Annotated in this window: 36 protein-coding genes and 3 tRNA genes; 38 read left to right on the top strand and 1 reads right to left on the bottom strand. The window is 57.8% G+C overall.

The window, feature by feature from the left end; all coding sequences use genetic code 11:
* The 34 genes from hisD (at position 1) to rplQ (ending at position 16,726) form a co-directional block, all read left to right on the top strand.
* Positions 1-1,299 carry a histidinol dehydrogenase gene (gene hisD, locus DM08_RS01290; RefSeq protein WP_035382789.1) on the top strand — a complete coding sequence of 433 codons (1,299 nt, stop codon included), beginning with the start codon at positions 1-3 and terminating at the stop codon, positions 1,297-1,299.
* Positions 1,300-1,349: 50 nt separating this feature from the next.
* A tRNA-Tyr gene (locus DM08_RS01295) sits at positions 1,350-1,435 on the top strand.
* Between the two features lie 54 nt (positions 1,436-1,489).
* A tRNA-Gly gene (locus DM08_RS01300) sits at positions 1,490-1,563 on the top strand.
* Positions 1,564-1,570: 7 nt separating this feature from the next.
* Positions 1,571-1,645: transfer RNA gene (locus DM08_RS01305), tRNA-Thr, on the top strand.
* A 51-nt stretch (positions 1,646-1,696) separates the two neighbouring features.
* The gene (gene tuf / locus DM08_RS01310) at positions 1,697-2,887 is read left to right on the top strand and encodes an elongation factor Tu (RefSeq protein ID WP_035382790.1); all 1,191 of its coding nucleotides are present in this window, start codon (positions 1,697-1,699) and stop codon (positions 2,885-2,887) included.
* An 89-nt stretch (positions 2,888-2,976) separates the two neighbouring features.
* Positions 2,977-3,288 carry a 30S ribosomal protein S10 gene (gene rpsJ, locus DM08_RS01315; RefSeq protein WP_035382791.1) on the top strand — a complete coding sequence of 104 codons (312 nt, stop codon included), beginning with the start codon at positions 2,977-2,979 and terminating at the stop codon, positions 3,286-3,288.
* Between the two features lie 66 nt (positions 3,289-3,354).
* Positions 3,355-3,999: a 50S ribosomal protein L3 gene (gene rplC, locus DM08_RS01320; RefSeq protein WP_035382792.1), complete on the top strand. Its 645-nt coding sequence runs from the start codon at positions 3,355-3,357 to the stop codon at positions 3,997-3,999.
* Positions 3,999-4,619: a 50S ribosomal protein L4 gene (rplD, locus tag DM08_RS01325; RefSeq protein ID WP_035383038.1), complete on the top strand. Its 621-nt coding sequence runs from the start codon at positions 3,999-4,001 to the stop codon at positions 4,617-4,619. The genes rplC and rplD overlap by 1 nt, the downstream gene beginning before the upstream one ends.
* Positions 4,616-4,933 carry a 50S ribosomal protein L23 gene (gene rplW, locus DM08_RS01330; RefSeq protein WP_035382793.1) on the top strand — a complete coding sequence of 106 codons (318 nt, stop codon included), beginning with the start codon at positions 4,616-4,618 and terminating at the stop codon, positions 4,931-4,933. The genes rplD and rplW overlap by 4 nt, the downstream gene beginning before the upstream one ends.
* Before the next feature lie 5 nt (positions 4,934-4,938).
* Positions 4,939-5,766, top strand: a complete 828-nt coding sequence (rplB, locus tag DM08_RS01335; protein WP_035382794.1) for a 50S ribosomal protein L2 — start codon at positions 4,939-4,941, stop codon at positions 5,764-5,766.
* A 13-nt stretch (positions 5,767-5,779) separates the two neighbouring features.
* Complete coding sequence (rpsS, locus tag DM08_RS01340) at positions 5,780-6,055, top strand: 30S ribosomal protein S19 (protein WP_035382795.1); 276 nt, start codon at positions 5,780-5,782, stop codon at positions 6,053-6,055.
* A 9-nt stretch (positions 6,056-6,064) separates the two neighbouring features.
* Positions 6,065-6,394 (top strand): 50S ribosomal protein L22, encoded by a 330-nt coding sequence (rplV, locus tag DM08_RS01345; RefSeq protein ID WP_035382796.1) that lies wholly within the window; start codon positions 6,065-6,067, stop codon positions 6,392-6,394.
* Between the two features lie 9 nt (positions 6,395-6,403).
* Positions 6,404-7,114, top strand: coding sequence for a 30S ribosomal protein S3 (gene rpsC, locus DM08_RS01350; protein ID WP_035382797.1), 711 nt, complete (start codon positions 6,404-6,406; stop codon positions 7,112-7,114).
* Positions 7,098-7,514, top strand: coding sequence for a 50S ribosomal protein L16 (rplP, locus tag DM08_RS01355; protein ID WP_035382798.1), 417 nt, complete (start codon positions 7,098-7,100; stop codon positions 7,512-7,514). Before rpsC ends, rplP begins: the two co-directional genes overlap by 17 nt.
* A 1-nt stretch (position 7,515) precedes the next feature.
* Positions 7,516-7,707, top strand: a complete 192-nt coding sequence (gene rpmC / locus DM08_RS01360) for a 50S ribosomal protein L29 (protein ID WP_035382799.1) — start codon at positions 7,516-7,518, stop codon at positions 7,705-7,707.
* Positions 7,707-7,970, top strand: coding sequence for a 30S ribosomal protein S17 (gene rpsQ / locus DM08_RS01365; RefSeq protein WP_035382800.1), 264 nt, complete (start codon positions 7,707-7,709; stop codon positions 7,968-7,970). The genes rpmC and rpsQ overlap by 1 nt, the downstream gene beginning before the upstream one ends.
* 139 nt (positions 7,971-8,109) lie before the next feature.
* Positions 8,110-8,478 (top strand): 50S ribosomal protein L14, encoded by a 369-nt coding sequence (rplN, locus tag DM08_RS01370; RefSeq protein ID WP_035382801.1) that lies wholly within the window; start codon positions 8,110-8,112, stop codon positions 8,476-8,478.
* Positions 8,479-8,502: 24 nt separating this feature from the next.
* Entirely contained in the window at positions 8,503-8,817 is a 315-nt protein-coding gene (gene rplX, locus DM08_RS01375; protein WP_035382802.1) for a 50S ribosomal protein L24, read from the top strand.
* Between the two features lie 13 nt (positions 8,818-8,830).
* A complete protein-coding gene (gene rplE / locus DM08_RS01380; RefSeq protein ID WP_035382803.1) occupies positions 8,831-9,370 on the top strand; it encodes a 50S ribosomal protein L5 in 540 nt (179 codons plus the stop codon).
* A gap of 7 nt (positions 9,371-9,377) precedes the next feature.
* Positions 9,378-9,683, top strand: a complete 306-nt coding sequence (gene rpsN, locus DM08_RS01385) for a 30S ribosomal protein S14 (RefSeq protein ID WP_035382804.1) — start codon at positions 9,378-9,380, stop codon at positions 9,681-9,683.
* Positions 9,684-9,700: 17 nt separating this feature from the next.
* Positions 9,701-10,099 (top strand): 30S ribosomal protein S8, encoded by a 399-nt coding sequence (gene rpsH / locus DM08_RS01390; protein WP_035382805.1) that lies wholly within the window; start codon positions 9,701-9,703, stop codon positions 10,097-10,099.
* Between the two features lie 10 nt (positions 10,100-10,109).
* The gene (rplF, locus tag DM08_RS01395; protein ID WP_035382806.1) at positions 10,110-10,643 is read left to right on the top strand and encodes a 50S ribosomal protein L6; all 534 of its coding nucleotides are present in this window, start codon (positions 10,110-10,112) and stop codon (positions 10,641-10,643) included.
* A gap of 11 nt (positions 10,644-10,654) precedes the next feature.
* Positions 10,655-11,011 (top strand): 50S ribosomal protein L18, encoded by a 357-nt coding sequence (rplR, locus tag DM08_RS01400; RefSeq protein WP_035382807.1) that lies wholly within the window; start codon positions 10,655-10,657, stop codon positions 11,009-11,011.
* 13 nt (positions 11,012-11,024) lie between these two features.
* Positions 11,025-11,543: a 30S ribosomal protein S5 gene (gene rpsE, locus DM08_RS01405; RefSeq protein WP_035383039.1), complete on the top strand. Its 519-nt coding sequence runs from the start codon at positions 11,025-11,027 to the stop codon at positions 11,541-11,543.
* Positions 11,544-11,545: 2 nt separating this feature from the next.
* Positions 11,546-11,731, top strand: a complete 186-nt coding sequence (rpmD, locus tag DM08_RS01410; RefSeq protein ID WP_035382808.1) for a 50S ribosomal protein L30 — start codon at positions 11,546-11,548, stop codon at positions 11,729-11,731.
* A gap of 1 nt (position 11,732) precedes the next feature.
* Complete coding sequence (rplO, locus tag DM08_RS01415; protein ID WP_035382809.1) at positions 11,733-12,167, top strand: 50S ribosomal protein L15; 435 nt, start codon at positions 11,733-11,735, stop codon at positions 12,165-12,167.
* Between the two features lie 8 nt (positions 12,168-12,175).
* Positions 12,176-13,486 carry a preprotein translocase subunit SecY gene (gene secY / locus DM08_RS01420; protein ID WP_035382810.1) on the top strand — a complete coding sequence of 437 codons (1,311 nt, stop codon included), beginning with the start codon at positions 12,176-12,178 and terminating at the stop codon, positions 13,484-13,486.
* On the top strand, positions 13,487-13,705 hold the full coding sequence (infA, locus tag DM08_RS01425) for a translation initiation factor IF-1 (protein ID WP_035382811.1): 219 nt from the start codon (positions 13,487-13,489) through the stop codon (positions 13,703-13,705). It begins immediately after the preceding gene.
* A gap of 22 nt (positions 13,706-13,727) precedes the next feature.
* On the top strand, positions 13,728-13,841 hold the full coding sequence (gene rpmJ, locus DM08_RS12450; protein WP_081908715.1) for a 50S ribosomal protein L36: 114 nt from the start codon (positions 13,728-13,730) through the stop codon (positions 13,839-13,841).
* 59 nt (positions 13,842-13,900) lie between these two features.
* Positions 13,901-14,266, top strand: a complete 366-nt coding sequence (gene rpsM, locus DM08_RS01430) for a 30S ribosomal protein S13 (RefSeq protein ID WP_035382812.1) — start codon at positions 13,901-13,903, stop codon at positions 14,264-14,266.
* Positions 14,267-14,286: 20 nt separating this feature from the next.
* Entirely contained in the window at positions 14,287-14,679 is a 393-nt protein-coding gene (gene rpsK / locus DM08_RS01435; protein WP_035382813.1) for a 30S ribosomal protein S11, read from the top strand.
* A 20-nt stretch (positions 14,680-14,699) separates the two neighbouring features.
* Complete coding sequence (gene rpsD, locus DM08_RS01440; protein ID WP_035382814.1) at positions 14,700-15,329, top strand: 30S ribosomal protein S4; 630 nt, start codon at positions 14,700-14,702, stop codon at positions 15,327-15,329.
* Between the two features lie 17 nt (positions 15,330-15,346).
* Positions 15,347-16,321, top strand: a complete 975-nt coding sequence (gene rpoA / locus DM08_RS01445) for a DNA-directed RNA polymerase subunit alpha (RefSeq protein ID WP_035382815.1) — start codon at positions 15,347-15,349, stop codon at positions 16,319-16,321.
* 12 nt (positions 16,322-16,333) lie between these two features.
* Positions 16,334-16,726, top strand: a complete 393-nt coding sequence (rplQ, locus tag DM08_RS01450; RefSeq protein ID WP_035382816.1) for a 50S ribosomal protein L17 — start codon at positions 16,334-16,336, stop codon at positions 16,724-16,726.
* Positions 16,727-16,794: 68 nt separating this feature from the next.
* Here rplQ and fliW read toward each other — a convergent pair whose 3' ends face one another.
* Entirely contained in the window at positions 16,795-17,235 is a 441-nt protein-coding gene (fliW, locus tag DM08_RS01455) for a flagellar assembly protein FliW (protein ID WP_035382817.1), read from the bottom strand.
* Positions 17,236-17,531: 296 nt separating this feature from the next.
* On the opposite strand from fliW, the gene tig reads away from it, so the two are divergent.
* The 4 genes from tig (at position 17,532) to lon (ending at position 23,234) form a co-directional block, all read left to right on the top strand.
* Positions 17,532-18,836 carry a trigger factor gene (gene tig, locus DM08_RS01460; protein ID WP_035382818.1) on the top strand — a complete coding sequence of 435 codons (1,305 nt, stop codon included), beginning with the start codon at positions 17,532-17,534 and terminating at the stop codon, positions 18,834-18,836.
* Positions 18,836-19,462: an ATP-dependent Clp endopeptidase proteolytic subunit ClpP gene (gene clpP / locus DM08_RS01465; RefSeq protein WP_035382819.1), complete on the top strand. Its 627-nt coding sequence runs from the start codon at positions 18,836-18,838 to the stop codon at positions 19,460-19,462. The genes tig and clpP overlap by 1 nt, the downstream gene beginning before the upstream one ends.
* 17 nt (positions 19,463-19,479) lie before the next feature.
* Entirely contained in the window at positions 19,480-20,745 is a 1,266-nt protein-coding gene (gene clpX, locus DM08_RS01470; protein ID WP_035382820.1) for an ATP-dependent Clp protease ATP-binding subunit ClpX, read from the top strand.
* An 89-nt stretch (positions 20,746-20,834) separates the two neighbouring features.
* Entirely contained in the window at positions 20,835-23,234 is a 2,400-nt protein-coding gene (lon, locus tag DM08_RS01475) for an endopeptidase La (RefSeq protein WP_035382821.1), read from the top strand.
* Positions 23,235-23,292: the final 58 nt, after the last annotated feature.

A 23,292-nucleotide genomic window follows, 5' to 3' on the forward strand; every position in this document is an offset into this window, starting at 1 on the left:
ATGAATATCACTCGTCTTTCCACTCGTGATTCCGATTTTGAAGCCCGGCTGAGCAAGTTGCTCGCCTTCGAGGAGACTGCCGACGAGAAGCTGGAGGCCACCGTGGCCGCCATCCTCGCCGATGTGAAAAAGCGCGGTGATGAAGCCGTGTTGGACTACACGCGCAAGTTCGACCGTTTGCCCCTGTTGGATGCGGCGGCGATGGAATTGCCCCAGGCGGAGTTGCGTGCGGCTTTCGAGGGCTTGCCTGCCGCCCAACGCGCTGCGCTGGAGGCTGCCGCCCAGCGCGTCACGTCGTATCACCAGAAGCAGGTGCAGGCATCGTGGACCTATCTGGACGATGATGGCACCATGCTCGGCCAGCAAGTCACGCCGCTGGATCGCGTCGGCCTGTATGTGCCGGGCGGCAAGGCGGCTTATCCGTCTTCCGTGCTGATGAATGCGCTGCCTGCGAAAGTGGCGGGGGTGGCCGAACTCATCATGGTGGTGCCCACGCCGGATGGCATGAAGAATCAGTTGGTGTTGGCAGCGGCTCACCTGTGCGGGGTGGATCGCGTGTTCACCATCGGCGGGGCGCAGGCCGTGGCGGCGCTGGCCTATGGCACGGCGAGCATCCCCAAGGTGGACAAGATCGTCGGTCCTGGCAACGCCTACGTCGCCTCGGCTAAACGGCGCGTGTTCGGTGCCTGCGGCATCGACATGATCGCCGGGCCTTCCGAGATACTGGTGATCTGCGACGGCCAGACCGATCCGGACTGGGTGGCGATGGACCTGTTCTCGCAGGCCGAACACGACGAGTTGGCGCAGGCCATCCTGCTGTCGCCGGATGCGGCGTTCATCGAGGCGGTCGCCGCCAGTGCCGACAAGCTGCTGGAGCAGATGCCGCGCAAGGAGATCATCAAGACAGCGCTGGAGAATCGCGGTGCGCTGGTCCATGTCGCCGACCTGGACGAGGCCTGCATTATCAGCAACCGTATCGCGCCGGAGCACTTGGAGCTGTCCGTGGCCGACCCGCAAGCCATGTTGCCCAGGCTGAAACATGCCGGGGCGATCTTCATGGGGCGCTATACCTCGGAATCGCTCGGTGACTATTGCGCCGGGCCTAACCACGTGCTGCCGACCTCCGGTACGGCACGCTTCTCCTCGCCGCTCGGCGTGTACGACTTCCAGAAGCGCAGCAGTCTGATCCAGGTGTCTGCGCAAGGCGCGCAGACGCTGGGCGCGGTCGCTGCAGAGCTGGCGTTTGGCGAGGGTTTGCAGGCCCATGCCCAGTCGGCCCTGTTCAGAAAAAATGCGTAATTAGTGTTTGACAGGGGGCGGGGGTTTCAGGATAATCCCGCCCTCTTCACGGAGGGGTGGCCGAGTGGTTAAAGGCAGCAGACTGTAAATCTGCCCTCTTATGAGTACGATGGTTCGAATCCGTCCCCCTCCACCAGAATTTAAGTTGTACGAGCAGGTGTTGAGTCGCCTGAAGTTGAAAGCAGGATACGCGGGTGTAGCTCAATGGTAGAGCAGAAGCCTTCCAAGCTTACGACGAGGGTTCGATTCCCTTCACCCGCTCCAGAGTTTCGCCCATGTGGCTCAGTGGTAGAGCACTCCCTTGGTAAGGGAGAGGTCGCGAGTCCGATTCTCGCCATGGGCACCAGTTTTTAGGTAGTGGTTCTTTCGTTAATTCGGTTGTTGATGAGGAAAAATCATGGCAAAGAGCAAATTTGAGCGCACCAAGCCGCACGTGAACGTGGGCACGATTGGTCACGTTGACCACGGCAAGACCACCCTGACAGCGGCGATCACGACCGTGTTGTCGAAGAAGTTTGGCGGCGAAGCCAAGGCGTATGACCAGATTGACGCAGCGCCGGAAGAGAAGGCACGCGGCATCACCATCAACACCGCCCACGTCGAATACGAAACCGCTGCGCGTCACTACGCGCACGTGGACTGCCCTGGCCACGCCGACTATGTGAAGAACATGATCACCGGCGCAGCCCAGATGGACGGCGCGATTCTGGTGTGTTCCGCTGCTGACGGCCCCATGCCACAGACCCGCGAGCACATCCTGCTGGCCCGCCAAGTGGGCGTTCCTTACATCATCGTGTTCCTGAACAAGTGCGACATGGTCGATGACGAAGAACTGCTGGAACTGGTCGAGATGGAAGTTCGCGAACTCCTGTCCAAGTACGACTTCCCTGGCGACGACATCCCCATCGTCAAGGGCTCCGCCCTGAAGGCCGTGGAAGGCGACACCGGCGACCTGGGTGAAGGCGCCATCATGCGCCTGGCCGACGCGCTGGACAGCTACATCCCGACTCCGGAGCGTGCCATTGACGGCGCCTTCCTGATGCCCGTGGAAGACGTGTTCTCCATCTCCGGTCGCGGCACCGTGGTGACGGGTCGTATCGAGCGCGGCATCATCAAGGTCGGCGAAGAAATCGAAATCGTCGGCATCAAGGCCACTGCCAAGACCACCTGTACCGGCGTGGAAATGTTCCGCAAGCTGCTGGACCAAGGTCAAGCGGGTGACAACGTCGGCGTGCTGCTGCGCGGCACCAAGCGTGAAGACGTCGAGCGCGGCCAAGTGCTGTGCAAGCCGGGCTCCATCAAGCCGCACACCAAGTTCACTGCCGAGATCTACGTGCTGGGCAAGGACGAAGGCGGTCGTCACACCCCGTTCTTCCAAGGCTACCGTCCGCAGTTCTACTTCCGCACCACCGACGTGACCGGTGCGATCGAACTGCCGGCAGGCACCGAAATGGTGATGCCGGGCGACAACGTCTCGATCACCGTGGGCCTGATCGCCCCGATCGCGATGGAAGAAGGTCTGCGTTTCGCCATCCGTGAAGGCGGTCGTACCGTCGGCGCAGGTGTGGTAGCCAAGATTATCGAGTAACAAGCACTTGATTAATCGGCGCGGCAGTGTATACTGCCGCGCTTTCGTTCTTTAACGTAGCGGTTCGCCGCTCATTGCAAGAGAAAATTATGGCAAGTCAGAAAATTCGCATCCGCCTGAAGGCGTTTGACTATCGTTTGATCGACCAGTCTGCTTTGCAGATCGTTGATACAGCCAAGCGCACTGGTGCCGTGGTCAAGGGCCCGGTTCCGCTGCCTACCCGTATTGAGCGTTTCGACGTGCTGCGTTCTCCGCACGTGAACAAGACCTCTCGCGATCAGTTCGAGATTCGCACCCATCTGCGTTTGATGGACATCGTCGATCCTACAGACAAGACTGTGGATGCGTTGATGAAGCTGGATCTGCCTGCTGGCGTGGATGTGGAAATCAAGTTGCAGTAATTGTAGTTTGTAGCACTGGATCGGCTGGCCAATTGTAGTCAGCCCCTTACTAAATAAGGAAATAATATGAGCTTAGGACTTGTCGGTCGCAAGATTGGCATGACCCGCGTGTTCACTGAAGACGGTTCCTCGTTGCCGGTGACTGTGCTGGACGTGTCTAACAATCGCGTTACCCAGATCAAATCCGCAGAAACTGACGGCTACACTGCCGTTCAGGTTGCTTATGGCGAGCGCCGCCCTGGTCGTGTGACCAAGGCTGCTGCGGGTCATTTCGCAAAGGCGGGCGTTGAGGCGGGTAGCGTACTCAAAGAATTCACCGTTGATGCTGATCAGTTGGCTGGCTTCCAGGTCGGCTCCGCTATCAGTGTCGATTTGTTCCAGGTTGGCCAAAAGGTCGATGTGACGGGTGTGACCATTGGTAAGGGCTATGCCGGTACCATCAAGCGTCACCACTTCAAATCGGGTCGCGCAACTCACGGTAACTCCAAGTCGCACAATGTACCGGGCTCTATCGGTATGGCGCAGGATCCGGGTCGCGTGTTTCCGGGTAAGCGCATGACCGGTCATCTGGGTGATGTGCAGCGCACCGTCCAGAATCTTGAGATCGTCCGTATTGATGCCGAGCGTCAGTTGCTGTTGGTTCTGGGTGCAGTGCCCGGTGCCAAGGGTGGTGATGTGATCGTGCGTCCGGCAGTGAAGGCAGGTGCATGATGGAACTGAAGGTCATTAACGAAAACGGTCAGGCTGCGGCAAGCATGAATGCTTCCGACGAGCTGTTCGGTCGTGAATATAACGAAGCGCTGGTTCACCAAGTGGTGACCGCGTATCAGGCGAATGCCCGTGCTGCGAACAGCAAGCAAAAGGGTCGCAGCGAGATCGCTAAGTCCACACGCAAGCCGTTCGCCCAGAAGGGTACTGGTCGTGCGCGTGCCGGTATGGCATCCAGCCCGCTGTGGCGTGGTGGTGGCAAGATTTTCCCGAACACCGGCGAAGAGAACTACACCCACAAGGTCAACCGTAAGATGTATCGCGCCGGTCTGGCTTCCATCTATTCGCGTCTGGTCGCTGAAGGTCGTCTGACCGTGGTCGACAGCTTGAATGTGGACGCACCCAAGACCAAGCTGCTGGCCGACAAGGTCAAGGCGATGGGTCTGGATCGCGTGCTGATCATCACTGACAATCTGGATGAGAACCTGTTCTTGTCTTCCCGCAATCTGCCTAACGTGCTGGTGCTGGAGCCGCATCAAGCTGACCCGGTCAGCCTGGTCCGTTTCCCTAGCGTGTTGGTGACTCGCGCTGCGGTAGCGAAAATTGAGGAGATGCTGGCATGAGCGCACAAAAGTTCAGTGAAGAGCGTCTGATGAAGGTGCTGCTGGCACCGCAGATCTCGGAAAAGGCGACGTTCGTTGCCGAGAAGAATGAGCAGGTGATCTTCCGCGTCGCGACCGATGCTACCAAGCCTGAAGTCAAGGCTGCTGTTGAGATGATGTTCAAGGTGGCTGTCGAGAGCGTGCAGATCAGCAATGTGAAAGGCAAGCAAAAGCGCTTTGGCCGTTTCATGGGTCGCCGCAATGACTGGAAGAAGGCCTATGTTTGCCTGGCTCCGGGTCAGGAGATCAATTTCGCCGTAGGTGAGCAAGGATAATTATCATGGCACTCATCAAACTAAAACCAACTACTCCTGGTCAGCGTGCAGTCGTGCGCGTGGTCACCCCTGGCTTGCACAAGGGTCGCCCCGTGGCTGCGCTGGTCGAGAAGAAGACCAAGACTGCCGGTCGTAACCATAATGGCCACATCACTACCCGTCATATGGGTGGTGGGCACAAGCAGCACTATCGTCTGGTGGACTTCCGTCGCAACAAGGACGGTGTGCCAGCGACTGTCGAACGTATCGAATACGATCCGAACCGCAGCGCCCACTTGGCTTTGCTGTGCTACGCCGACGGCGAGCGCACTTACATCATCGCCCCTAAGGGTGTGGCTGTGGGCGCGACGCTGATGAATGGCTCGGAAGCACCGATCAAGGCGGGTAACTGCCTGCCGCTGCGCAACATCCCGGTCGGCTCTACCATCCACTGCATCGAGATGCTGGCTGGCAAGGGTGCCCAGTTGGCGCGCTCTGCCGGTACTTCCGTCCAGTTGCTGGCGCGTGAAGGTGCCTACGCTCAGCTGCGTCTGCGCTCTGGCGAGATCCGCAAGGTGCACGTGGATTGCCGCGCAACTCTGGGTGAAGTCGGCAACGGCGAGCACTCTCTGCGCTCCATCGGCAAGGCTGGCGCGATGCGCTGGCGCGGTGTTCGCCCGACCGTTCGCGGTGTGGTGATGAACCCGGTCGATCACCCGCACGGTGGTGGTGAAGGCAAGACCGCAGCTGGTCGCCATCCGGTCAGCCCATGGGGTACACCGGCCAAGGGCTTCCGTACCCGCAACAACAAGCGTACCGACACTATGATCGTGCGCCGTCGCTTTCAGAAATAAGGGGTAGATAAACATGGCACGTTCCATCAAAAAAGGCCCGTTTGTTGACGCTCACCTGTTGAAGAAAGTCGAAACGGTGCGTGCAACCAATGACAAGCGCCCGGTCAAGACCTGGTCGCGTCGTTCCACAGTGTTGCCTGATTTCGTCGGCCTGACCATCGCCATCCACAATGGCAAGCAGCATATCCCGGTGTACATCTCCGAGAACATGGTGGGTCACAAGCTGGGTGAGTTTTCGCTGACACGTACCTTCAAGGGTCACGCGGCGGACAAGAAGGCGAAGAGATAAGGAGACATGATGAACACAACAGCACACGTGAAAGGTGTTCGCCTGTCGGCGCAGAAAGGGCGTCTGGTCGCTGACCAGATCCGTGGTCTGCCGGTCGGTCAAGCACTGAACATCCTGACTTTCAGCCCGAAGAAAGGCGCCGTCATCATCAAGAAGGCGCTGGAATCCGCAATCGCCAATGCCGAGCACAATGACGGTGCCGACATCGACGAGTTGAAGGTTGCGACCATTTATGTGGACAAGGCAGCTTCCCTGAAGCGTATGTCGCCCCGCGCCAAAGGCCGTGGCAACCGCATTGAGAAGCAGACCTGCCACATCACGATCACCGTCGGGAACTGAGGATAGATTATGGGACAGAAAATTCATCCAACCGGTTTCCGGTTGAGCGTGCGCAAGGACTGGTCGTCCAAGTGGTTTGCCAACAGCAAGCACTTCGCCGAGCAGCTGCACAAGGACATCGAGGTTCGTGACTTCCTGAAGAAGAAGCTGGCCAATGCCGGTATCTCCAAGGTGGTGATCGAGCGTCCGGCCAAGAACGCCAAGGTCACCATCTACACGGCACGTCCGGGTGTGGTGATCGGCAAGAAGGGTGAGGACATCGGTGCACTGCGCGCTGAGCTTAAGAAGCGTATGGGTCTGCCAGATGTGGCCCTGAACATCGAAGAAGTGCGCAAGCCTGAAGTCGATGCGCAGTTGATCGCTGACAGCATCACCTCGCAACTGGAAAAGCGCATCATGTTCCGCCGTGCCATGAAGCGTGCGATGCAGAACGCCATGCGTCTGGGGGCCCAGGGCATCAAGATCATGAGCTCGGGTCGTCTGAACGGTATCGAAATCGCGCGTACCGAGTGGTATCGCGAAGGCCGTGTGCCACTGCACACTCTGCGCGCCAACATCGACTACGGTACCTCCGAAGCCAAGACCACCTACGGCATCATCGGTGTCAAGGTCTGGGTATTCAAGGGCGAGCACACTGGCCTGGAAGAAGTGGCTGCACCTGCCGCTGAGCCGGAAAAGAAAGTAAGAAAGTCGGGAGCTAAACATGCTACAGCCAGCTAGAAGGAAATACCGCAAGGAGCAGAAAGGCCGTAACACCGGTCTGGCGACTCGCGGCAACAAGGTTAGTTTCGGTGAGTTTGGCCTCAAGGCCATGGGTCGTGGTCGTCTGACTGCGCGCCAGATCGAGGCTGCACGTCGTGCCATGACTCGTCACATCAAACGTGGCGGTCGTATCTGGATCCGTGTGTTCCCCGACAAGCCGATCTCCAAGAAGCCGGCGGAAGTTCGTATGGGTAACGGTAAGGGCAATCCGGAGTATTACGTCGCCGAGATTCAGCCGGGCAAGATGCTGTACGAAATGGACGGTGTTGCAGAAGAGTTGGCACGCGAGGCATTCCGCCTGGCATCCGCCAAGTTGCCGATCGCGACTACGTTCGTGGTCAGACAAGTAGGGGCTTAACATGAAGGCAAGTGAACTGAGAGCAAAGTCCGCTGAAGAGTTGAATCAGGAAGTTATCTCCCTGACCAAGGCTCAATTCGGATTGCGTATGCAGAAGGCCACCCAGCAACTGAGCAACACCAGCCAGATGCGTAAGGTGCGCCGCGACATCGCTCGTGCGAAAACCGTTTTGACTGAGAAGGGTGCTAAGTAATGTCTACGACGAATCTGAAGCGTACTCTGACCGGCACTGTGACTAGCGACAAGATGGACAAGACCGTGACCGTTCTGATCGAACGCAAGGTCAAGCATCCGTTGCTGGGCAAGATCATCCGCGTATCCAAGAAATACCACGCTCATGACGAGAACAACGAGTTCCGTCAGGGTGATGTCGTGGTGATCGAAGAATGCCGTCCTATGGCCAAGACCAAGGCATGGCGCGTGGCAAAGCTGGTCGAAAAAGCAGAAGCTGCATAATGTTTTAAATTCAGCTTGCGCTACGGCGCAAGTTTGAATAGAATGCGCGGCTTCGTAAATCGCCGCTCTGTAGCGGCGACCTAACCCGAACGGGTTCCAAAACTAGCCGCTCCTGAGCGGACAAAGTTGGAGATTGATAATGATACAAATGCAGTCAGTTTTGGATGTGGCCGACAATACCGGTGCGCGTTCCGTCATGTGCATCAAGGTGCTGGGCGGTTCCAAGCGTCGCTATGCCGCCATTGGTGATGTGATCAAGGTCAGCATTCGCGATGCCGCTCCGCGCGGTCGCGTCAAGAAGGGTGATGTCTACAATGCCGTGGTGGTGCGTACTGCCAAGGGCGTTCGTCGTTCCGATGGCTCGCTGGTCAAGTTCGATGGCAATGCTGCGGTGTTGCTGAATAACAAGCTGGAGCCGATCGGCACCCGCATCTTCGGGCCAGTTACGCGTGAGTTGCGTACTGAGAAGTTCATGAAGATCGTGTCGTTGGCGCCGGAAGTGCTGTAACCGCCGCAATTGCAAGGATAAATCATGCAAAAGATTAAAAAGAACGACGATGTGATCGTCATCGCTGGCAAAGACAAAGGCAATCGCGGCAGTGTGCTGCGCGTGCTGGGCGACAAGCTGGTGGTGTCCGGGATCAACAAGGTCAAGAAGCACCAGAAGCCGAATCCGGTCAAGGGTGTCTCTGGCGGTATCGTTGAAATGGAAAAGCCGATTCACATCTCCAATGTGGCGATTTATAACGCTGCTGCGAAGAAGGGTGATCGTGTGGGTATCAAGGTCCTGGAAGACGGTCGCAAAGTGCGCGTGTTCAAGTCCAGTGGCGAACAGATTGACGCTTAAGGGGTGATGGAACATGGCACGTTTGTATGATGTTTACAAAGACTCCGTAGCGCCAGAGCTGATGAAGAAGTTCGGCTACAAGTCGGTGATGGAAGTTCCTCGTATCGAAAAGATCACCCTGAATATGGGTGTGGGCGAGGCAGTTGCGGATAAGAAGGTGATGGAGCACGCTGTGGGTGACATGCAGAAGATCGCAGGTCAGAAGCCGGTCGTGACCAATGCCAAGAAGTCCATCGCTGGCTTCAAGATTCGTGAAGGTTATCCCGTCGGCTGCAAGGTGACCCTGCGCAAGGAGCGCATGTATGAATTCCTGGATCGTCTGGTGACCGTGGCTATCCCGCGTATCCGTGACTTCCGTGGTATCTCGGGCAAGTCTTTTGATGGCCGTGGCAATTACAACATGGGTGTCAAGGAACAGATCATTTTCCCTGAGATCGAGTACGACAAGATCGATGCTTTGCGTGGTATGAATATCACCATCACCACCACGGCCAAGACTGACGATGAGGCGCGTGCCCTGTTGGCTGCGTTCAAATTCCCTTTCAAGAACTGAGGACGAGATGGCTAAGTTATCCGTTATTAATCGCGAGCAGAAGCGTCGCGAAACCGTCAAGAAGTTTGCCGCCAAGCGTGCAGCCTTGTTGGCGATCATCGACGATGTGAAGGCGAGTGATGAGGAGCGTGCAGCAGCGCGCCTGAAGTTCCAGGCGTTGCCGCGTGATGCAAGCCCGGTTCGCTTGCGTAATCGTTGCGCGCTGACGGGTCGTCCCCGTGGCACGTTCAGAAAGTTTGGTCTGGGTCGCATCAAGGTGCGTGAGTACGCGATGCGTGGCGAAATCCCCGGTGTCGTCAAGGCAAGCTGGTAAGCAGGTAGGAGTAAGTTATGAGCATGAGTGATCCGATCTCCGATATGCTGACGCGCATCCGGAATGCGCAAATGGCGGAAAAGGCTGTAGTCAAGATGCCTTCCTCCAAGTTGAAGTCAGCTATTGCACAGGTGTTGAAGGACGAAGGTTACATTGATGATTTCAGTGTCTCCGCGTCCGAAGGTGGTAAGTCTGCGATGGAAATCGCCCTGAAGTACTACGCTGGTCGTCCGGTTATCGAGACTATCCAGCGCGTGAGCCGTCCAGGCCTGCGCATCTACAAGGGCAGCAACGACATTCCCAAGGTGATGAATGGTCTGGGTATCGCCATCGTTTCTACCTCCAAGGGTTTGATGACTGATCGCAAAGCGCGCGCCAATGGTATCGGCGGCGAAGTGCTGTGCATCGTCGCGTAAGGGGTAGGGCATGTCTAGAGTAGCCAAGAATCCAGTTATCGTTCCAGCCGGTGTTGAAGTTTCCATCAGCGCAGAACAAATCGTTATCAAGGGCCCGCAAGGTTCGTTGACTCAAGCGCTGAATGGCGATGTGTCCGTCGTGCGTGAAGGTGATGCCTTGTTGAGCAAGGCAACCAGCGAGTCGCGTCAGGCCAATGCCATGTCCGGTACCATCCGTGCATTGCTCGCCAATATGGTGACTGGTGTCACCAAGGGCTTCGAGCGCAAGCTGACGCTGGTTGGCGTGGGTTATCGTGCCCAGGCCGCAGGCGACACGCTGAACCTCACCCTCGGTTTCTCCCATCCGGTGGCTTACAAGATGCCGGCAGGTGTGAAGGTGGCGACACCGACACAGACCGAAGTCGTGCTGACCGGTGCTGACAAGCAGCAAGTGGGTCAAGTGGCCGCAGAGATTCGCGCTTTCCGTTCTCCTGAGCCTTACAAGGGCAAGGGCGTGCGCTATAGCGACGAAGTGGTCACCCTGAAAGAAACCAAGAAGAAATAATCGAGGCGGATATGTCTAAAAAGATTGAAGCACGTCAGCGCCGGTCACGTAAAACCCGTGCCAGAATCGCTGAACAAAAGGCTGTGCGTCTGGCGATCCATCGCACCAATCAGCACATTTATGCACAAGTGATCTCCGCTTGTGGCGGCAAGATTCTGGCTTCGGCTTCCACTATCGAGGCAGATGTCCGTAAGGATCTGGCTAACGGTGGTAACGCCGCAGCTGCAGCCGTCGTGGGTAAGCTCATCGCCGAGAAGGCCAAAGCTGCCGGAGTATCCCAGGTTGCATTCGACCGTTCCGGTTTTAAATACCATGGCCGTGTCAAGGCGCTGGCAGATGCCGCGCGTGAAAACGGTCTGCAGTTCTAAGTCGAGGTAGATGATGGCTAAAGCGCAAGGTAGGGCACAGCAGGAAGAGCGTAGCGACGATTTCATCGAAAAGATGATCCATGTGAACCGCGTGACCAAAGTGGTCAAGGGTGGTCGTATCATGGGTTTCGCCGCGCTGACCGTGGTCGGTGATGCTGATGGACGTATCGGCATGGGCAAGGGCAAGTCCAAGGAAGTGCCTGTGGCTGTGCAGAAGGCGATGGACGAGTCCCGCCGCAAGATGGTTAAGGTCAATCTGAAGAACGGCACGCTGCATCATGCAGTGATTGGTCGTCATGGTGCTGCCAAGGTGTTCATGATGCCCGCATCGGAAGGTACCGGCATTATCGCTGGTGGCGCGATGCGTGCGGTGTTCGAGGCGGTTGGCGTGCACAACGTGTTGGCCAAGTGTATCGGCTCCAGCAATCCTTACAACGTGGTTCGCGCTACGCTGAACGGCTTGATGCAGCTCAATTCGCCAGCCGAGATCGCTGCCAAGCGCGGCAAGAGCGTTGAAGAAGTTCAGGGGTAATCATGGCTGAAGCTAAAAAACTGAAAGTGACGCTGGTCAAGAGCGTTATCGGCACCAAGCAGTCGCATCGCGATTGCGTGCGTGGTCTGGGTCTGCGCCGCATGAATCACACCGTTGAAGTGGAAGACACTCCGGCAGTGCGCGGCATGATCAACAAAGTGTATTACCTGGTTAAGTGCGAGGCGTAACATGGAACTGAATGACATCAAGCCGGGCGAAGGCTCGAAGCACTCCAAGCGCCGTGTCGGTCGAGGTATCGGTTCCGGTCTGGGCAAGACTGCCGGTCGCGGTCACAAGGGCCAGAAGTCTCGTTCCGGTGGCTTCCACAAGGTCGGTTTCGAAGGCGGTCAAATGCCTTTGCAGCGTCGTCTGCCGAAGCGTGGCTTTGTTTCGCTGACTCGTAACGACACTGCTGAAGTGCGTTTGTCCGATCTGGAAGCTCTGCCGGTTGACACCATCGACCTGTTGGCGCTGAAGCAGGCGGGTATCGTTTCGGCGAACTCGCTGGGTGCTAAGGTGATCTTGTGTGGTGAACTGACCCGTGCCGTCAAGCTGCAAGGCCTGACCGCAACCAAGGGTGCGCGTGCTGTGATCGAAGCAGCGGGCGGCAGCATCGCTGAGTAAGGAAGTACGTGAACGCACCGGTCAAGAGCAATAACAAGTACGGCGACCTCAGTCAGAGACTGTGGTTCCTGCTTGGGGCGCTGGTGGTCTACCGTATCGGGGCCCATATCCCGGTGCCGGGGATCGATCCGGTCGTATTGGCTGATCTGTTCAAGCAGCAAAAAGGTGGCATCCTGGGCATGTTCAACATGTTCTCGGGCGGAGCGCTGTCGCGCTTCACCATCTTCGCGTTGGGCATCATGCCTTACATCTCTGCCTCCATCATCATGCAGCTGGCGACCATCGCCGTGCCGCAGTTGGAGCAGTTGAAGAAGGAAGGTGAGGCTGGTCGTCGCAAGATCACTCAGTACACACGTTACGGAACGCTGGCTCTGGCGGTGTTCCAGGCGTTCGGTATCGCGGTGGCCTTGCAGGCTCAGCCGGGGCTGGTGATCAATCCTGGTTATATGTTCCAGGTGACCACCATGGTGACTCTGGTGACGGGTACCATGTTCCTGATGTGGCTGGGTGAGCAGATTACGGAGCGCGGCTTGGGTAACGGTATCTCGCTGATCATCTTCGCGGGTATCGCAGCCGGTCTGCCAAATGCCATCGGTAGCACTCTGGAACTGGCTCGTACCGGCGCGTTCTCGATCCCGCTGGTGTTGTTCCTGCTGATTGGCGCGTTCGCGGTGACCGCTCTGGTGGTGTTCGTCGAGCGTGGTCAGCGTAAGGTGCTGGTGAATTATGCCAAGCGTCAGGTAGGTAACAAGATCTATGGTGGTCAGGCTTCGCACCTGCCGCTGAAGCTGAACATGGCGGGTGTGATCCCTCCCATCTTCGCTTCTTCCATCATCCTGTTCCCGGCGACTTTGGCGGGCTGGTTTGGTAGTGGTTCGGGGATGACCTGGCTGAAGGACATTAGCGAGAAGTTGTCTCCTGGGCAGCCGATCTATGTGCTGTTCTACGCGGCAGCGATCGTGTTCTTCTGCTTCTTCTACACGGCGCTGGTGTTCAGCCCCAAGGAGACTGCGGACAATCTGAAGAAGAGTGGTGCATTCCTTCCAGGGATACGCCCCGGCGAGCAGACTGCGAAGTACATCGAAAAGATCATGCTGCGACTGACCTTGGTGGGCGCGTTCTACATCACCTTGGTGTGTCTGCTGCCTGAGTTTCTGGTGGTTAAGTGGAACGTACCGTTCTACTTCGGCGGAACCTCGTTGTTGATTCTGGTGGTGGTGACCATGGACTTCATGGCCCAGGTTCAGTCATATCTGATGACACATCAGTATGAGAGCCTGCTGAAAAAGGCGAATTTCAAAGGTGGATTGGCGCGATAAATGAGTAAGGCAGATGCGATTCAAATGCAGGGAGAGGTGGTTGAGTCCCTGCCGAACGCGACCTTTCGCGTTAAGTTGGAAAACGGCCACGTGGTATTGGGACACATTTCAGGCAAGATGCGCATGCACTACATCCGCATTCTGCCGGGCGACAAGGTCATGGTCGAATTGACGCCCTATGATTTGAGCAAGGCGCGGATCACATTCCGCTCCAAGTAAGTTTGGTTTTAAGGAGAGCATCATGAGAGTGCAAGCATCTGTAAAAAAGATTTGCCGTAACTGCAAGGTTATCCGGCGCAATCGCATCGTGCGCGTGATCTGCACTGATCCGCGTCACAAGCAACGTCAGGGTTGATTGGAAACAATCGACTCTGGATGGTTAATTTTAGACTTTTCAAGTGATAGGGTAGCTGCATGGCACGTATTGCAGGGGTAAACATTCCGAATCATCAACACACCGTCATCGCTTTGACCGCGATCTACGGCATCGGAGACACGCGCGCTAAAGGAATTTGCGCTGCGGTAGGTATCGCTGAGTCCACCAAGATCAAGGACCTCACCGATGCAGAGATGGACAAGCTGCGTGAAGAAGTAGGCAAGTTCACGGTTGAGGGTGACCTCCGTCGTGAAGTGACTATGAGCATCAAGCGCTTGATGGACTTGGGCTGCTATCGTGGCTTGCGCCATCGTCGCGGCTTGCCGTGCCGTGGTCAGCGCACTCGCACCAATGCACGTACCCGCAAGGGACCGCGCAAGGCTATCGCCGGCGCCAAGAAGTAATTCGTTAAGAGGATAGAGACATGGCTAAGCCCAGCAGCACTCGCGTGCGCAAGAAAGTCAAGAAGAACGTCGCGGAAGGTATCGCTCACGTTCATGCTTCCTTCAACAACACCATCGTGACGATCACTGATCGTCAGGGTAATGCGCTGTCCTGGTCCACCAGCGGCGGTCAAGGCTTCAAGGGTTCCCGCAAGAGCACCCCGTTCGCAGCTCAGATCGCTGCAGAGGCTGCTGGCAAGGCGGCTCAGGAATTCGGCGTGAAGAATCTGGAAGTGCGCATCAAGGGCCCAGGCCCAGGTCGCGAATCTGCTGTGCGTGCCCTGAATGCTGCCGGCTTCAAGATCACCAGCATTTCCGACATCACCCCAGTTCCGCACAACGGCTGCCGTCCGCCCAAGAAGCGCCGTATCTAATTATTGTAGGAGTATAGATCTTGGCTAGAAATCTTGATGCAAAGTGCCGTAAGTGCCGCCGCGAAGGCGAGAAGCTGTTCCTGAAGGGCGAAAAGTGCTTCACCGACAAATGTTCGGTCGAGCGTCGCGCCTATGCACCCGGCCAGCACGGTCAAAAGAAAAACCAACGCGTGTCTGACTACGCAGGCCAGTTGCGCGAAAAGCAAAAAGTCCGCCGTATCTACGGCGTGCTGGAACACCAGTTCCGCCTGACCTACGCCGCTGCTGAAAGCGAACGTGGTATCACCGGTGAGAACCTGTTGCAGCGCCTGGAATCCCGTCTGGACAACGTCACCTACCGCATGGGTTTCGGTGCATCCCGCGCTGAATCGCGTCAAGTCGTTCGCCACAACGGTATTCTGGTGAATGGCAAGCGCGTCAACATCCCTTCCTACCAGGTTCGTGCTGGCGATGTGGTCGAAGTGGCTGACCGTGCCAAGTCGCAACTGCGTGTCAAGGCAGCGGTTGAGGCGGCTGAGCAGCGTGGCTTCCCGGAATGGATCGAAGTGGACACCAAGGCTCTGAAGGGTACCTTCAAGGCTCGCCCACAGCGCTCTGAATTGCCTGCCACGATCAACGAGCACCTCGTTGTCGAGTTGTATTCCAAGTAATCCACGCGGAGCTGGACATGGCAAATAACGAATTTCTGAAACCACGCATCATCGACGTCCAAAACATCTCGGCCACCAAGGCCAAGGTGGTGATGGAGCCGTTCGAGCGTGGCTATGGACACACGCTGGGCAATGCCCTGCGTCGTATCCTGCTGTCCTCGATGCCTGGCTCTGCGCCGACCGAGGTCAAGATCGCCGATGTGCTGCACGAATATTCCACGCTCGACGGGGTCCAGGAAGATGTGGTCGACCTGATCCTGAATCTGAAGGGTGTCGTGCTGAAGCAGCACGGGGCCAACAGAGAAGTGACTCTGCACCTGAAGAAAGAAGGTCAGGGCGTGGTGACTGCCGGTGACATCGAGGTGGACGCAGACACAGAAGTGCTGAACCCGTCTCACGTGATCGCTCATCTGACTGCCGGTGGCAAGCTGGACATGGAGATCAAGGTCGAACAAGGCCGTGGCTATGTTTCCGCTATCTCCCGTCAGGTTCCTGGCGAAACCCGTTCTGTCGGTAACATCGTTCTGGACGCATCGTTCAGCCCGGTCAGCCGCGTCAGCTATGCGGTCGAAAGCGCTCGCGTTGAGCAGCGTACCGATCTGGACAAGCTGGTGATCGACATCGAGACCAATGGCGCGATCGACCCTGAAGAAGCGATCCGCTCGGCAGCTCGCATTCTGGTCGAACAGTTCAGCGTGTTCGCCGCACTGGAAGGCACGCCAGCACCGGTCGAGAAGCCCAAGGCTCCCAAGGTTGATCCTATGCTGTTGCGTCCGGTCGATGATCTGGAACTGACACCGCGTTCGTCCAACTGCCTGAAGGCACAAAGCATCCACTACATCGGTGATTTGATCCAGTACACCGAAACCGACCTCTTGCGTACCCCGAACCTGGGCCGCAAGTCGTTGAACGAAATCAAGCAAGTGCTGGCCGAACACGGTCTGTCGCTGGGCATGAAGCTGGAAAACTGGCCTGTCGCCGCCGAGAAGTAAGAGAGGAAAATCATGCGTCACCGTTTAGGATTGAGAAAACTTAACCGCACCAGCAGCCATCGTCTGGCGATGTTGCGCAACATGAGCGTTTCGCTGCTGCGTCACGAAGCGATCAAGACAACTCTGCCCAAGGCCAAGGAACTGCGCCGTGTGGTTGAGCCGCTGATCACTCTGGGCAAGAACCCCAGCCTGTCGAATCGCCGTCTGGCGTTCGCCCGTCTGCGCGACCGCGAGATCGTCGGCAAGCTGTTCGACGAGATCGGCCCGCGTTACGCTGCACGCAACGGTGGTTACACCCGTACGCTGAAGTTCGGTTTCCGTCAGGGCGACAATGCTCCGATGGCGCTGATCGAGCTGGTGGATCGTCCGGAAGTGACCGAAGCTGTGGAAGTTGCTGACGAGTAAATCGTCGAGTTGCACTACATGAAAAAAGCCGGGACATCCCGGCTTTTTTCATTGGACCGCCGTATACCTCAGCCCGTGATGGTCAGGTCCGGATTGACCAAAGACTTCTGTATCGCGCGGCGTTTGGTGATGTTGATGGCGATGGGGGAGCGCGTCAAGGCAGCGACCTTGTCCATGGCTACCTCGCCACTTTCACCCAGTGGATGCGAGAGCATCACAGCAAGGCAGATGTCATCGTTCTCGTCCACGCGCAGGGTATCGGCCTCTTCATCGCTCAGCTTGACGTTGTATGACAGCTTGATCTGGGAAGGGTCTGTGATGGAGAACACGACTTCAGGTTCGTCGATCGACTGTAGCCAGAACACCCGTGGCTCATGACCATCATCGCGGTGCAGCAGCTTGAAGCGCTTGCAGTCCTCGAATCCCGGTAATCCATTGGGGAACTCGATGATGGAATCTTGGGAGAAAGACACCTCTTGGGAACCGAAGCGTGGCAGGGTGAGTTTCATGGCGGCCTCCTGATTTTGTGGTTGTCGAGGCGTTCATATTACCCCCGAACAGTCCCACCCATGCGGAGAAATGAGGGGGATTTCCATGCCAATAATGGGGTTGGCCGGTACTCATGGGTTGGCGAGGTTGAGTTTGGCTCTGTTTGGATTCGCGCGCCTTTGGGTGGTGGTGGTTTCGTGATATGCTGCGCGCCTCTGGCTGTGCACTTGGCGGATCAGGTCGGTAGACGCGGTATCGCGCCCGATCAACGCTTAAGTCACTGCCATTTTAGTTAATTCAATCAAGGAATACCGTAATGTCTAGCGTAGAAACTCTGAGCGCCGTGCAGCGCCGTCTGAATGCATCCATCCCGCAACAGCAGATTCGCGGCGAAATGGAAGCCCGTATCAAGCGTATCGGCCGCACTGCCAAAGTGTCCGGTTTCCGTCCTGGCAAAGTGCCGTTCAAGATCCTGGAGCAGCAGTATGGTGCCCAGGTGTACCAGGAAGTGCTGGGCGAGGCGCTGGAAAAGTCGTTCGCAAGTGCCGCCGAGGCACAGCAGCTGAAGGTCGTTGGCTATCCGAAGTTTGAAGTGCAGCCTGCCGAAGCTGCAGCTGAACACATCGACTTCAGCGCCACCTTCGAGGTCTATCCCGAAGTTACGCTGGGCGACATCACTGCGCAGGAAGTGACCCGCGTCAATTACACCCTGAGCGATGCCGATGTGCAAAACACCATCGACACACTGCGCAAGCAGCGCACCACCTACGTCGCCGCCGATCGTGCTGCGCAGAATGACGACCAGGTGAAGATCGACTTCCGTGGCACGCTGGACGGCGAGGTGTTCTCCGGCGGCGAAGCCAAGGATTATCCCTTCGTGCTGGGTCAAGGCCGCATGTTGCCTGATTTCGAAAATGCCGTACTGGGCATGAAGGCTGGCGAATCCAAGTCGTTCGACATGACTTTCCCGGCGGATTATCACGGCAAAGATGTCGCTGGTAAGCAAGTGACGTTCGCCATCACCTTGAACGCCGTCGAAGCCCCTGTGCTGCCAGCAGTGGATGCTGATTTCGCCAAGTCGCTGGGCGTGGCCAGCGGTGACGTGGCTGAACTGCAGACCGAGATCCGCACCAATCTGGATCGTGAAGTGCAGCGCCGTCTGAAGGTGCGCAACAAGGATGCGGCCATGGCCGCGCTGCTGAACATCGGCGAACTGGAAGTGCCGAATGCGATGCTGGACTGGGAGGCACAGAACTTGCAACAGCAAGCGGTGCGCGACATGGAGCAGCGTGGTATGAAGATACCGAAGGGCATGACCTTGCCGGCGGAGTTGTTTGCGGAGCGTGCAATCAAGCGTGTGAAACTGGGCGTGATTTTGAACGCACTCGTTGAGCAACATGGCTTGGCAGCTAAGCCTGAGCAGGTTCAAGCCTTGGTGCAAGAGTATGCGCAAAGCTTCGAGCAACCCGAAGAAGTGGTCAAGTGGTATGCGGCTGATCCAGCGCGTACTCAAGAAGTTGAGAATTTGGCGTTGGAAGACAATGTTGTCGCATATGTGCTAAAGCACGCAAAAGTGTCTGACAAAGCCATCGAATTTAAAGAGCTGATGGAGAACAATTGATGAACCACACTGCCATGTCTGGCAATCTGGAACCGCAGAACTCCGGCCTGATCCCGATGGTCATCGAGACCAGCGGGCGCGGCGAGCGCGCGTTCGACATCTACTCGCGCCTGTTGAAGGAACGCGTCATCTTTCTGGTTGGCCCGATCAACGATCAGGTCGCCAATCTGGTGGTGGCGCAGTTGCTGTTCCTGGAGTCGGAGAACCCGGACAAGGACATTCATCTCTACATCAATTCGCCCGGCGGTTCGATCTCGGCTGGCATGGCGATCTACGACACCATGCAGTTCATCAAGCCGAACGTCTCGACCTTGTGCATCGGCATGGCGGCTTCGATGGGGGCATTCCTGTTGCAGGCGGGCGAGAAGGGCAAGCGTTTCGCGTTGCCCAACTCCACCGTGATGATCCATCAGCCGCTGGGCGGATTCCAGGGCCAGGCGACCGACATCGAGATCCACGCCAAATACATCCTGAGCCTGCGCGAGAAGCTGTACTCGCTGATGGCGCAGCACACCGGACGCACGGTGGAAGAGATCGCCCGCGATAGCGAGCGTGACAACTTCCTGACCGCGCAACAGGCGCTGGAATATGGATTGCTGGATCAGGTGCTGGATAAGCGCGCCTGATAACTTAAGGAAAAACCATGTCTTCAGACAAAAACAAGGGCGAAAAACTGCTGTATTGCTCGTTCTGCGGCAAGAGTCAGCACGAGGTGAAGAAGCTGATCGCTGGCCCATCGGTGTTCGTCTGTGACGAATGCGTGGCGCTGTGCAACGACATCATCCGCGAAGAGATCCAGGCCGAGTTGGGCAAGAAGCAGGGCGAATCGTCCAGCGACCTGCCGGTGCCGAAGGAGATTCGAGCCAAACTGGACGAGTACGTAATCGGTCAGGAGCAGGCCAAGAAGATTTTGTCGGTGGCGGTGTACAACCACTACAAGCGCCTGAAGAACGTGGATATGCGTGACGGCGTAGAGTTGGCCAAGAGCAACATCCTGCTGATCGGACCGACCGGCTCCGGCAAGACCTTGCTGGCGCAGACTCTGGCGCGACTGCTCAACGTGCCGTTCGTGATGGCCGATGCGACCACGCTGACCGAAGCCGGTTACGTGGGCGAGGATGTCGAGAACATCATCCAGAAGCTGTTGCAGGCGTGCGAGTATGACGTGGACAAGGCGCAGCGCGGCATCGTCTACATCGACGAGATCGACAAGATCTCGCGCAAGTCCGACAACCCGTCCATCACCCGCGACGTGTCCGGCGAGGGCGTGCAGCAGGCATTGCTCAAGCTGATCGAAGGCACCAAGGCTTCGGTGCCGCCGCAGGGCGGGCGCAAGCATCCGAACACCGAGTTCCTGCAAGTGGACACCAGCAACATCCTGTTCATCTGCGGTGGCGCGTTCGACGGTTTGGAGAAGGTCATCCGCAACCGTTCGGAAAAGGCCAGCATCGGCTTCGGCGCGAATTTGGCCAAGCGCGATGACACCAAGAGCGTGGGCGAAGTGTTCCGCACCGTGGAGCCGGAAGATCTGATCAAGTTCGGCCTGATCCCCGAGTTCGTCGGTCGTCTGCCGGTGGTGGCGACTTTGACCGAGCTGGACGAGGCGGCACTGATCCAGATTTTGACCGAGCCCAAGAACGCGCTGGTGAAGCAATACCAGAAGCTGTTCGCCATGGAAGGGGCCGAGTTGGAGTTCAGCGAGAAGGTGCTGCATGCCATCGCCAGGAAGGCGCTGGCGCGCAAGACCGGTGCACGCGGCTTACGTTCCATCCTGGAGCAGGCGCTGCTCGACACCATGTTCGACCTGCCTTCGATGGACAACGTCACCAAGGTGGTGCTGGAAGAGACCGCTGTCGAAGGCGAACTCAAGCCCATCCTCGTCTATGCGGACGAACCCAAAGCCGCGTAGAATCTGCATCGAATCGCGGCGGCAGCCCTTGAAATACAGCGCTGCCGCCCGCACCTCCCGCTTCAACTGTCAACCTCAAGAGATCTGCCATGTCTGAACGCGACGTATCCGAGAATCTGTACCCACTGCTGCCGCTACGCGATGTGGTGGTGTTTCCGCACATGGTCATCCCGCTCTTCGTCGGGCGCGCCAAATCCATCAAGGCGCTGGAATCCGCCATGGATGAAGGCAAGAGCATCGTGCTGGTGGCGCAGAAGTCCGCAGCCAAGGACGAGCCTGCCATCGAAGACCTGTACCGCATCGGCAGTCTGGCCAACATCCTGCAGATGCTCAAGCTGCCGGACGGCACGGTCAAGGTGCTGGTCGAGGGCACGCAGCGCACCAAGGTGGTCGGCGTGGTCGATGATAAATCACACTTCGATGCGCGCATCGAAGTGGTGCCGGCCGATGGCGAGCTGGCTCCGGAAGCTGAGGCCATGCGCCGTGCCTTGTTGTCGCAGTTCGATCAGTACGTGAAACTGAACAAGAAGATCCCGCCCGAGATACTGACTTCGCTGGCGGGCATCGACGATGCCGGTCGGCTGGCCGACACCATCGCCGCGCATCTGCCGTTGAAGCTGGAGCAGAAGCAGGAAGTGCTGGAGATCTTCGACGTGCAGAAGCGCCTCGAACATCTGCTGGGCTTGCTGGAAGCTGAGCTGGACATCCTTCAGGTGGAGAAGCGCATCCGTGGCCGCGTCAAGCGCCAGATGGAAAAGAGCCAGCGCGAGTATTACCTGAACGAGCAGGTCAAGGCGATCCAGAAGGAGCTGGGTGAAGGCGAAGAAGGGGCCGACATCGAGGAGCTGGAGAAAAAGGTCAAGGCGGCGCACATGCCCAAGGAAGCCTTGGCCAAGGCCGAGGCCGAGCTGAAAAAACTCAAGCTGATGTCGCCGATGTCTGCCGAAGCCACCGTGGTGCGCAACTACATCGACGTGCTGGTCGGCCTGCCCTGGAAGAAGAAGACCAAGATCAGCGCCGACCTGAAAAAGGCGGAAGAGGTCCTGGAAGCCGACCACTACGGCCTGGACAAGGTCAAGGAACGAATCGTCGAATACCTGGCGGTGCAGCAGCGCGTGGACAAGCTGAAGGCGCCCATCCTGTGCCTGGTCGGCCCGCCCGGCGTGGGCAAGACCTCGCTGGGGCAATCCATCGCCCGCGCCACCAACCGCAAGTTCGTGCGCATGTCGCTGGGTGGTGTACGCGACGAATCCGAGATACGTGGCCACCGCCGCACCTACATCGGCTCCATGCCGGGCAAGGTGTTGCAGAACATGAGCAAGGTCGGTGTGAAGAACCCGCTGTTCCTGCTGGACGAGGTGGACAAGATGGGGCAGGACTTCCGTGGCGATCCGTCGTCGGCGCTGCTTGAGGTGCTCGATCCCGAGCAGAACCACACCTTCGTCGATCACTACGTCGAGGTCGAGTACGATCTGTCCGACGTGATGTTCGTCGCCACCTCGAACAGCTACAACATCCCCGGTCCGCTGCTGGACCGCATGGAGATCATCAACGTCTCCAGCTACACCGAGGACGAGAAGGTCAACATCGCGACGCGCTATCTGATCCCCAAGGCGCTGAAGAACAACGGCCTCAAAGCTGAAGAACTGAGCATCTCGGAAAGCGCGATCCGCGACATCCTGCGTTACTACACCCGCGAGGCGGGCGTGCGCGGGCTGGATCGTGAGATCTCCAAGATCTGCCGCAAGGTGGTGAAGGCGCTGCTGACCAAGGAAGCCAAGGGCGGCAAGGTGACGGTCAACTCGCGCAATCTGGACAAGTATCTGGGCGTGCGCCGTTACAGCTACGGCATTGCCGAGAAGAACAACCAGGTCGGTCAGGTGACCGGCTTGGCCTGGACGGAAGTGGGCGGCGAGCTGCTGACCATCGAGACCGCTGTGCTGCCGGGCAAAGGCAAGACTACGACGACCGGCAAGCTGGGCGAGGTGATGCAGGAGTCCATCCAGGCCGCGCTGTCGGTGGTGCGCAGCCGCGCCAAGTCGCTGGGCATCAAGCCGGACTTCTACGAGAAGAACGACTTGCACATCCACTTGCCGGAAGGTGCGACACCCAAGGACGGCCCGAGTGCTGGGGCAGGCATCGTGACCGCGATGGTGTCCGCGCTGACCGGCATCCCGGTGCGCGCCGACGTGGCGATGACCGGCGAGATCACCCTGCGCGGCGAGGTGTTGCCCATCGGCGGCCTGAAGGAGAAGCTGCTGGCGGCGCATCGCGGCGGCATCAAGACGGTGCTGATCCCGCACGAGAACGTGAAGGATCTGGTCGAGATACCCGACAACATCAAGAACAAGCTCGACATCCACCCGGTGCGCTGGATAGACCAGGTGCTGAGCGTCGCGCTGGAAAGCAAGCCGGAGCCGCTGGCCGAGCCGGAGCCGGTCGCTGCGCCCGTGGCTGTGGTGGCCGAAGTCGCACCGGTGACCCACTAAGCCGGGTTGTCCAATCAGCAAGGGGCGCGCAAGCGCCCCTTGGCATTACAGGAACGAA

It is taken from the genome of Ferriphaselus sp. R-1 (genome assembly GCF_000746095.1).
Taxonomy (GTDB): Bacteria; Pseudomonadota; Gammaproteobacteria; order Burkholderiales; family Gallionellaceae; genus Ferriphaselus.

Excerpts from the sequence above, each read along its gene's own strand:
- hisD (WP_035382789.1), top strand. The coding sequence starts at position 1 with ATGAATATCACTCGTCTTTCCACTCGTGATTCCGATTTTGAAGCCCGG.
- tuf (WP_035382790.1), top strand. The coding sequence starts at position 1,697 with ATGGCAAAGAGCAAATTTGAGCGCACCAAGCCGCACGTGAACGTGGGC.
- rpsJ (WP_035382791.1), top strand. The coding sequence starts at position 2,977 with ATGGCAAGTCAGAAAATTCGCATCCGCCTGAAGGCGTTTGACTATCGT.
- rplC (WP_035382792.1), top strand. The coding sequence starts at position 3,355 with ATGAGCTTAGGACTTGTCGGTCGCAAGATTGGCATGACCCGCGTGTTC.
- rplD (WP_035383038.1), top strand. The coding sequence starts at position 3,999 with ATGGAACTGAAGGTCATTAACGAAAACGGTCAGGCTGCGGCAAGCATG.
- rplW (WP_035382793.1), top strand. The coding sequence starts at position 4,616 with ATGAGCGCACAAAAGTTCAGTGAAGAGCGTCTGATGAAGGTGCTGCTG.
- rplB (WP_035382794.1), top strand. The coding sequence starts at position 4,939 with ATGGCACTCATCAAACTAAAACCAACTACTCCTGGTCAGCGTGCAGTC.
- rpsS (WP_035382795.1), top strand. The coding sequence starts at position 5,780 with ATGGCACGTTCCATCAAAAAAGGCCCGTTTGTTGACGCTCACCTGTTG.
- rplV (WP_035382796.1), top strand. The coding sequence starts at position 6,065 with ATGAACACAACAGCACACGTGAAAGGTGTTCGCCTGTCGGCGCAGAAA.
- rpsC (WP_035382797.1), top strand. The coding sequence starts at position 6,404 with ATGGGACAGAAAATTCATCCAACCGGTTTCCGGTTGAGCGTGCGCAAG.
- rplP (WP_035382798.1), top strand. The coding sequence starts at position 7,098 with ATGCTACAGCCAGCTAGAAGGAAATACCGCAAGGAGCAGAAAGGCCGT.
- rpmC (WP_035382799.1), top strand. The coding sequence starts at position 7,516 with ATGAAGGCAAGTGAACTGAGAGCAAAGTCCGCTGAAGAGTTGAATCAG.
- rpsQ (WP_035382800.1), top strand. The coding sequence starts at position 7,707 with ATGTCTACGACGAATCTGAAGCGTACTCTGACCGGCACTGTGACTAGC.
- rplN (WP_035382801.1), top strand. The coding sequence starts at position 8,110 with ATGATACAAATGCAGTCAGTTTTGGATGTGGCCGACAATACCGGTGCG.
- rplX (WP_035382802.1), top strand. The coding sequence starts at position 8,503 with ATGCAAAAGATTAAAAAGAACGACGATGTGATCGTCATCGCTGGCAAA.
- rplE (WP_035382803.1), top strand. The coding sequence starts at position 8,831 with ATGGCACGTTTGTATGATGTTTACAAAGACTCCGTAGCGCCAGAGCTG.
- rpsN (WP_035382804.1), top strand. The coding sequence starts at position 9,378 with ATGGCTAAGTTATCCGTTATTAATCGCGAGCAGAAGCGTCGCGAAACC.
- rpsH (WP_035382805.1), top strand. The coding sequence starts at position 9,701 with ATGAGCATGAGTGATCCGATCTCCGATATGCTGACGCGCATCCGGAAT.
- rplF (WP_035382806.1), top strand. The coding sequence starts at position 10,110 with ATGTCTAGAGTAGCCAAGAATCCAGTTATCGTTCCAGCCGGTGTTGAA.
- rplR (WP_035382807.1), top strand. The coding sequence starts at position 10,655 with ATGTCTAAAAAGATTGAAGCACGTCAGCGCCGGTCACGTAAAACCCGT.
- rpsE (WP_035383039.1), top strand. The coding sequence starts at position 11,025 with ATGGCTAAAGCGCAAGGTAGGGCACAGCAGGAAGAGCGTAGCGACGAT.
- rpmD (WP_035382808.1), top strand. The coding sequence starts at position 11,546 with ATGGCTGAAGCTAAAAAACTGAAAGTGACGCTGGTCAAGAGCGTTATC.
- rplO (WP_035382809.1), top strand. The coding sequence starts at position 11,733 with ATGGAACTGAATGACATCAAGCCGGGCGAAGGCTCGAAGCACTCCAAG.
- infA (WP_035382811.1), top strand. The coding sequence starts at position 13,487 with ATGAGTAAGGCAGATGCGATTCAAATGCAGGGAGAGGTGGTTGAGTCC.
- rpmJ (WP_081908715.1), top strand. The coding sequence starts at position 13,728 with ATGAGAGTGCAAGCATCTGTAAAAAAGATTTGCCGTAACTGCAAGGTT.
- rpsM (WP_035382812.1), top strand. The coding sequence starts at position 13,901 with ATGGCACGTATTGCAGGGGTAAACATTCCGAATCATCAACACACCGTC.
- rpsK (WP_035382813.1), top strand. The coding sequence starts at position 14,287 with ATGGCTAAGCCCAGCAGCACTCGCGTGCGCAAGAAAGTCAAGAAGAAC.
- rpoA (WP_035382815.1), top strand. The coding sequence starts at position 15,347 with ATGGCAAATAACGAATTTCTGAAACCACGCATCATCGACGTCCAAAAC.
- rplQ (WP_035382816.1), top strand. The coding sequence starts at position 16,334 with ATGCGTCACCGTTTAGGATTGAGAAAACTTAACCGCACCAGCAGCCAT.
- fliW (WP_035382817.1), bottom strand. The coding sequence starts at position 17,235 with ATGAAACTCACCCTGCCACGCTTCGGTTCCCAAGAGGTGTCTTTCTCC.
- tig (WP_035382818.1), top strand. The coding sequence starts at position 17,532 with ATGTCTAGCGTAGAAACTCTGAGCGCCGTGCAGCGCCGTCTGAATGCA.
- clpP (WP_035382819.1), top strand. The coding sequence starts at position 18,836 with ATGAACCACACTGCCATGTCTGGCAATCTGGAACCGCAGAACTCCGGC.
- clpX (WP_035382820.1), top strand. The coding sequence starts at position 19,480 with ATGTCTTCAGACAAAAACAAGGGCGAAAAACTGCTGTATTGCTCGTTC.
- lon (WP_035382821.1), top strand. The coding sequence starts at position 20,835 with ATGTCTGAACGCGACGTATCCGAGAATCTGTACCCACTGCTGCCGCTA.